This is a genomic window from Microcoleus asticus IPMA8 (assembly GCF_013179805.1).
GTDB lineage: Bacteria > Cyanobacteriota > Cyanobacteriia > Cyanobacteriales > Microcoleaceae > Microcoleus > Microcoleus asticus.
This window is the reverse complement of sequence record NZ_SRRZ01000204.1, coordinates 1-7,036: the sequence shown is the minus strand read 5'-3', so window position 1 is coordinate 7,036 and position 7,036 is coordinate 1. Positions and strand designations below refer to the sequence as shown.

The window sequence follows — 7,036 nt, the reverse complement described above, 5'->3', positions numbered from 1 at the left end:
CTTCTTGCCGTTTTTACGGATATGGGTTGATTTACATTCTGGGCATTGCATAAATTATTCCTCCTATTCATACTCTAACTCAGCAACGCCGAAAAGGGAAGAAGCAAGAGGGAAGTTCGGCAACGGATTCTATAACGGATGTAACGGATGTAACTCATATGTTGCACCATTCTCAATTAGCCTTTTATGAACAGGCAAGATGCCTGTTCCACAAAATATAAATTTTCTTGTGGAACAGGCATCTTGCCTGTTGCTGAGAATGGTGCAAGATATCAGATGTAACCGATGCCAGGAAGAAGGAAAAGGGAAGAAGCAAGAGGGAAGAAGCAAGAAGGAAGAGGGAAAATTATCCACTCTTCCAACTTAAAACTCAAAATTCAACATTCCAACCTGAAAACTATTCCTCACACTACACTCCTCACAAGCTGCTTAGCGGCAAGTGCGATATTTGACGTGATAAACTAAACCGCGATGAGCCAAATCGAAGGAGTCAACGGTGGCCAGGCCGGCACCGCGGGCGGTCATCGCAGCATTTACTCGCATATTTACACTGTCGCCGCAGCGAGACCAAACATTAGCTACAGTGGCTAAGCTATCTCGAACATTGTAGTTAGTTTCGCCGCTCAAATTCCGATTAAAAACTGGGCCGCGGGCTCCAGCGAAAAAGTATTCTGCTCGCAGGTTGCCTGTGGTTTTAGGAGCAACGTAGCCGCGATAATCAGCATCGTAGATAGAAATTTGGTAGCCTTGGGGTACTTTGATGGGAATGCTCAGATTGCAGCTTTTCCGGCTTTCTGTTGAGACATTTCCCAGGGCTGCAAACTTGTCAAATAGGATGGTGAGTTCTTGACCGTCGGGGCTGACGCTGACGCTGGCGGAGCGATCTGGGCAACCGCTACCGCCGTAGCTTGCACCTAAAATTTGAACTGCCGGATTAGCAAAGGCGGGGCTGATAGAAGCAGTCATTAATGCCGTAGCTAGCAATTGTTTTACAAACTTCATGGATGTTCTCCTTAATAAGTTAAGTTGTGTGTTAGGAGCACCCTAAAAAATTGAAGCTAAATTTAGATAAGCTTCTTTAAAGTTGGATATGGACGCCTTCATGTGAAAAGATGAAAAGCCAGTCAAGCCAAGCTTATGACCTCATGTGCAGTTCCTCTTCAGGTTTTTTTGATTAGTGAATTAATCGAAAAAATAGGTTTTCTGCTGATACTTTCTAAGATTCATGTCTGCTCCTAAAAGTTCCGGAAGATTTCCGTGGAAAACTCCGGATCTGTGTTAACAGGCTTGGACGGAGCGCGAGACAGCGAGCGAGACCAGTCGGGAGGCTTTTGGCCCCGGATATGCGTTCCCAGGAAGAGGGCCCGAAGGAGAGGAAACGAGAAAATGACATATTTGTGTATTTTCAAACGTCGCATACTTAGTGTCGCGCTGCGCGGAAAAAAGATAAGTGTAGAAGCGAATTTTATTCCCTCGGTATTCGTGTTTTCTATACGGGTTTGATATAAGTAGTTTTGGACGCAGGGGCGGCTATAAACCGGGGTTTTTTGCGTCAAGAAGGGTTCGATGACTGATAAGTTAGAATAAAGCAAATTAATTGTTCAAAAAAATGAGTGCTAAAGTTACTGTCATCGACCATCCTTTGATACAGCACAAGTTAACTCTAATGCGGCAAACTCAAACGAGCACGGCGAAATTTCGCCAACTGCTGAAAGAGATTGGGATGCTGCTAGCTTATGAAGTGACGCGAGATTTGCCGCTAAAATACGAACAAATAGAAACGCCGATCGCCAAAATGAATGCACCGATGCTGGCTGCGGAAAAGAACATGGTCATTATTTCGATTATGCGCGCCGGCCAGGGACTTTTAGATAGTATTTTAGAACTGATTCCGTCCGCGAGGGTAGGACATATTGGTTTGTACCGCGATCCGACAACTCGGATGGCGATCGAATATTATTTCAAAGTTCCACAGGATATCGAACAGCGAGATGTTTTAGTTGTCGATCCGATGCTGGCTACTGGTAATTCAGCAGTCGCGGCAGTGGATAGGCTGAAAGAAGTTAATCCGAAGTCTATTAAATTTTTGTGCTTGCTGGCGGCACCGGAGGGACTTAAGCACTTTCACGAACAGCACCCTGACGTGCAGATTTATACGGCTGCTGTTGACGAGCGTTTGGACGAGCACGGCTATATTGTACCGGGACTCGGAGATGCGGGCGATCGGCTTTACGGCACTATGTGAATTCACTTAAATTATTATCTGCTGTATATGTCAATACATCCATTGAAAAATAAGTTTACTAACATAACTATTGCTTTGATAGTGTCAGGCAATGTAAATTGTAAGATTTTAATGTCAGGAAAAGCCTATATATAGCAAGGGTTGTAGGATTTTTTAACATTAAATTCGTAAATTGCATTATCTCAATGTATTTACTGCATTTTATGGGGGAATTCTCTGCCTTTAGTGTAATTAATCGCAGGAATTTGTTCATAAAATAGATATATGATGCTCATCGTTTGCGCTCGACTATTAACAATCTTTGGACGAGGAAAAAAGAATGGAGACTACAGCACAGAAAAAAGCCCAACCTCAGCCTGTTGAGGAAGTGAAAATTAACAATATCAACAGTTTGGAGTTTGAGCTTTGGGCTAAAGCCGTGAAACGGCAGATGATTGCAGCACTCTCTAAAAAGGGCGCGATTTGACATCTCTGGGTTTTTGCGCAAGTTGTGTTAATTAAATTAACAAAATTTTTGTCTGCATTGTTGTCCGAGAGCGATAACGGGGAGGGGAAGAGTTTTGAGATTGCGCCTCTTTCGGAGTTGCGGGAGGCGGAGAAGAAAGCATTTTCCTTCTTTCTAGTTTTGGACGCATGGGTGGCAGGAAACCGGGTTTTTTTACGAAAATACTTCTGTTGCAATCGGCAGAAACGGTAAAAAAACCCGGTTTCTTGGTGTCGAGATTAGGTTCGGGGCTGTTTTCTCTGCCGAATGCTTTCTGCCAGATCACGATCGCTTGTCAACCGCCGCCAGCAAGCGCAGACTTCCGTCTTGAATCTGCACTGCTTTCACCGTTCCCACAGCAACTCTTTGTTGACCGTTAGCCATCGCTACCTCAATCTTAATCTTGGGGTCAGCCTGCAAGCCCAGCCGCCCCCAGAGCCACTTGACTTGAGTAGCAGGAAAAGAGCGCACTTCTACATCTGAAAAGGGCGAATTAACCCAACGGCTACCGTCGTAAAAACTCGCTACTTGCACCTGATACCAAACTTGTTCTCCCGCCAATTTTAACTCGTTGTTCGGTTCTGGTTCCAGCCACTCCGCGGGATTGACACTGCTAATTAAAGTAGCAGAACCCATAATTTGACTTTTGTGGTCTTCTAGATTTTCAGCCTGAGAAACTGCTTCCTCAAGTTTGTTGACCAAATTCCGAATTCGACTTCTTGTTTCGCTGTCAGTATCTGATTGCTGGTCGAGCCAATTCATCGCCTCGCGAGTTCCGTCTTGAGACGCTACAATCAGGGCACCCCAAGCCTTGACATCGGCGTCAGCGGCATTCACTCTCAAGGCGGCGTCTATGCGGTTCCAGATCCGCCCGCCGTCATTTTTGAGGGTTGTGGCAATTTCGTGACTGTTGCTCGGATCGGCTTCAAATACTTGCAAAGCTTCGGTCCAGCGGCCGTCGATCAATTCTGCGAGAACTTGTTGACCGGGACTGGCCCAAGATGCGATCGCCTGAGCCCGAGTAATTTTAGCGTGAAATTCGATCGTTTCTAGCTGAGCTTGCGCGACAGCGGGCCAATTTTTGCCTGCTTTCCCCTTCGCCACACGCATGACATTTAATGCTGGAGACCACAGCCCGCTTTTCGCCAGTCGCAGCCCATTTTTGTAAGTCTCGTCATTGAAGGCAAACTCTTCTAAAGAAATCGCCGTTAACTGAACTGGGTTCGGCAAAAATTTGCGCGGGCCAATTTGATAAAGGGTAAATTGCGGCTCTAAACCAACTGTTTGGTCGATCGCCAACTGCGGATTTGAACCCTTAACAATTTGCTGCCAATTCGGCGGTTGTCCGGCCGCACTCGCCCAATCCAACAGCGAGATTAAATGATTTTGGCTGGGGTTGTAGCGAACGACTTGTCCGTAGGGAATTTTCTTGTCGCCCCGCATTAGTTTACCGCTGACATTAAACCAGATGCCCGAGGCGGGGGGCTTTCCGTCAAAGCGGCGCAGTTCTGTTAGGGGTAACGACTGATTGGAGGCTTGATTGTCAGATGTAAAGTCAGCTAAAGAAGCCATGACAAAAGATTCCGCAGGGCCTTCTACATTCATAGAACTGGCTAGCTGAAAATACTGCTCTTTATCGGAACTGCGATCGGCAAACTGCACCCGCTTGTACACCCGAAGTTCGACAATTTGACGGCAAGGATTTTTGCAAACAGTAGAAGCCTTAACAGTTCTTTCTACCATCACCGGCAATAGCAAATCGGAAATATAGTTATCGCCAGATTGAGCGACGGGAAGCGGGAGGGGTTCTCCGGTTACGAATCCCAATTTGCGGACGCTGGCTTTGATTTGATCGAGAGTTTGGATGGAATCTCTGCTACCTGTAGGCAGACGCGACCATTCCGGCACAAACTGAGAGATCAACTTGTTACCGTTGGGATCGACAATTAGCTGATAACTCAGCCAAGCGCCGCCTCCCATCAAAGCTGCACAGCCACACAAGACGCTGAGGGCTGTCAAATTAGTTACCAGTCTTTTCCAGGGATATCTGGCGCGAGATCGGGGAGTAGGTATTGGAATCTGGGACTCTTTAAGATTTTTGGGGCGCCGGGTTTGGCGGCGGCGTCTTGTCGGAGGAGGAGCAACTTTGCTATTTTCTGGGGGTTTGGCTCGATTTTTTGAGGGGTTAATTTTGTGTTCCATCGTCCCATTTTAGAATTTAGATTTTAGAATTTAGAGTTTAAAATTGCAATAGCCGATCGTACTGCCGACCTATGATATCCCAGGTGTAGTGGCTTTCAACCAGCGATCGCGCACTGGCAGAGATATCCTGTCTTAGCTGCTGATTTTCAAACAAACTCGTAATCGCCTCAACATACTCCTGAACTTTGTTGGCCCGCAAGGCCCTTATCAGTTGTGGGCCGCCATCGACGGCTAAACCCTCCAAACCTCGATCGCTAGCAACCACGGGGGTTCCCGCCGCCATCGCCTCCAAAGTTTTATTTTTAATTCCAAAACCAATCCGCATCGGCACCACACAAACAGCAACCTGATGCAAATATTCTGCCACCCTTTGCACCCGGCCTACTACTTGAATTCCCGGAAGTTTCCCCAAGGCGAGCACTTCCGGGACTGGCGAAGCCCCTACTAAGGTGAGGGTAGCATCGGGATAGCGCTGCTGCAAAGGCGGCAGTATTTGCAAACTCAGAAACCTCGCCGCGTCAATATTGGGCAAATTGTTCATTGCGCCTGCAAAAATTAAGGTGTGTCCTCCCGGATCGATCGATCGGTACGGAAATTGAGTTAAATCCACGCCGTTAGGAATTACATCAATGGGAGGTACAAAAAAATCTTGTTTTCCTCGCACCTGAACCGGAGGCGAAAGCAATTCTAGGAGTTGCTCTCTGTCTGTGGATGTTGTCGCGACTATGCGGGAAAATTTGGAACAGTAGCGTTTTTCGTAGCGGGCGAGTAGCGGTAAATTCAGTCGATCGCGCAGAGGTTTTTCGGAGGTGCCGGTTGCTAACATTTCCCTGCAAGTTCCCCAAACGGAACTGTGAACGTTTGCCACTGTCAGCACTTTTTGTCGCCATTCTGGACGCACGTAAATCTCGTTAACGCTGTGTTCGCAGGTGACAGCATCGCATTTGCCTGCTGTTACCAATTCGTCTGCCCAATTCTGCATTGCTTGCGAGTAGCTTGAGAGTACGTTGGGAGGTGTTCCCGACTGCAAAAATCGACTGAATCTGTGGAATTTTCCTATTATTTCAGAGAACCCCCCCTCAGTCCCCCCCTTATTGGGGGGAGGAAAGAAGCCCTCCTCAAGCCCCTGGTGCAGAGTTAGCCCCCTTTTGACAAGTGGGGGTTGGGGGGGTACTTGCGGGTTGGGAAAAACTGCCAATTCTGCAACTTGCTGGCGCAATGCGTCGATTTGTGCGTCGGTGACATCGGGCGATCGCACAGTGCCGAGAATTACATCATGCCGCTGGCTCAAGTATTGCAATAAATTAAACGTCCTTACCTGAGTTCCTCCGCGGCTTGGCGGATAGGGAAAAGTCGAGGAAAGCATCAAAATCTTCATGGGATGTGGGATAAATAAAGTTGCCGCTTGCGCTATAAAATTGATTGATAAAACCTTTTTAACAATCCTCGCACCTATGGACGAATTATCTGTCAAGGCGCTGCTCGAAGACTTGAAAAAGCCCGACGAAAGCGTGCGCGATCGGGCAACTACAGAACTCTGGCGCACTTGGTTTAACCAGAAGGGTGAGTATGGGATGCAAATTCTCAGGCGATCGCAACTTTCGATAGATGCAGGCGATGTTCCCCAAGCTTTGGATTTGCTGACACAACTGATCTCCGAAGCGCCTGATTTTGCTGAAGCTTGGAACCGGCGCGCCGTACTTCACTATACCCAAGGAAATTATATAAAGTCGATCCAGGACTGCGAAACCGTCCTCAAACTGAACCCGGTTCATTTTGGAGCGCTGCACGGTCTGGGTTTGTGCTACGCTGCCTTGGGAGAATACATAAATGCTATTCAAGCTTTTCGCCGCGCTTTGGAAATTCAACCCTTTGCTTTGGTGAATCAAAAGTTAATTCTCGAATGTACAGCTCGTTTGAGTTAAAATCAACTGTGGAGTGAAGGAAGAAGGAAGAAGGAAGAAGGAAGAAGGAAGAAGGCTTTAGTTATCTAGGAGAGAAGGCTTTAGTTATCTATAGCGAGCGCAAATGATTTGTAAATCATAAATCATGTATAATGAGGACGTTAATCTAAGTAGGAATTGAGATGTCCCCAAAAAAATCGG

The 7,036-nt window shown here is 46.9% G+C and carries 6 protein-coding genes; 3 read left to right on the top strand and 3 right to left on the bottom strand.

Annotation, left to right across the window (positions count from 1 at the left end; translation table 11 throughout):
* Positions 1-429: 429 nt before the first annotated feature.
* A complete protein-coding gene (locus E5S67_RS30370; RefSeq protein ID WP_172192977.1) occupies positions 430-1,002 on the bottom strand; it encodes a DUF4360 domain-containing protein in 573 nt (190 codons plus the stop codon).
* Positions 1,003-1,609: 607 nt separating this feature from the next.
* Here E5S67_RS30370 and upp point away from each other — a divergent pair.
* Together upp and E5S67_RS30360 are read left to right on the top strand one after the other, a co-directional pair.
* Positions 1,610-2,245, top strand: coding sequence for a uracil phosphoribosyltransferase (gene upp, locus E5S67_RS30365; protein ID WP_172192975.1), 636 nt, complete (start codon positions 1,610-1,612; stop codon positions 2,243-2,245).
* A 319-nt stretch (positions 2,246-2,564) separates the two neighbouring features.
* Positions 2,565-2,711, top strand: coding sequence for a hypothetical protein (locus E5S67_RS30360; RefSeq protein WP_172192973.1), 147 nt, complete (start codon positions 2,565-2,567; stop codon positions 2,709-2,711).
* A 300-nt stretch (positions 2,712-3,011) separates the two neighbouring features.
* On the opposite strand, the gene E5S67_RS30355 is transcribed toward E5S67_RS30360, so the two are convergent.
* Together E5S67_RS30355 and E5S67_RS30350 are read right to left on the bottom strand one after the other, a co-directional pair.
* Complete coding sequence (locus tag E5S67_RS30355) at positions 3,012-4,931, bottom strand: hypothetical protein (RefSeq protein WP_172192971.1); 1,920 nt, start codon at positions 4,929-4,931, stop codon at positions 3,012-3,014.
* A 37-nt stretch (positions 4,932-4,968) separates the two neighbouring features.
* Positions 4,969-6,309 carry a glycosyltransferase family 4 protein gene (locus E5S67_RS30350; protein ID WP_172192969.1) on the bottom strand — a complete coding sequence of 447 codons (1,341 nt, stop codon included), beginning with the start codon at positions 6,307-6,309 and terminating at the stop codon, positions 4,969-4,971.
* A gap of 76 nt (positions 6,310-6,385) precedes the next feature.
* Here E5S67_RS30350 and E5S67_RS30345 point away from each other — a divergent pair, with 76 nt between their 5' ends.
* Entirely contained in the window at positions 6,386-6,856 is a 471-nt protein-coding gene (locus E5S67_RS30345; protein WP_172192967.1) for a tetratricopeptide repeat protein, read from the top strand.
* The last annotated feature ends 180 nt before the right edge of the window (positions 6,857-7,036 follow it).

What these genes read in the sequence shown, in the direction of transcription:
- upp (WP_172192975.1), top strand. Translation starts at nt 1,610, where the DNA reads ATGAGTGCTAAAGTTACTGTCATCGACCATCCTTTGATACAGCACAAG.
- E5S67_RS30345 (WP_172192967.1), top strand. Translation starts at nt 6,386, where the DNA reads ATGGACGAATTATCTGTCAAGGCGCTGCTCGAAGACTTGAAAAAGCCC.
- E5S67_RS30350 (WP_172192969.1), bottom strand. Translation starts at nt 6,309, where the DNA reads ATGAAGATTTTGATGCTTTCCTCGACTTTTCCCTATCCGCCAAGCCGC.
- E5S67_RS30360 (WP_172192973.1), top strand. Translation starts at nt 2,565, where the DNA reads ATGGAGACTACAGCACAGAAAAAAGCCCAACCTCAGCCTGTTGAGGAA.
- E5S67_RS30355 (WP_172192971.1), bottom strand. Translation starts at nt 4,931, where the DNA reads ATGGAACACAAAATTAACCCCTCAAAAAATCGAGCCAAACCCCCAGAA.
- E5S67_RS30370 (WP_172192977.1), bottom strand. Translation starts at nt 1,002, where the DNA reads ATGAAGTTTGTAAAACAATTGCTAGCTACGGCATTAATGACTGCTTCT.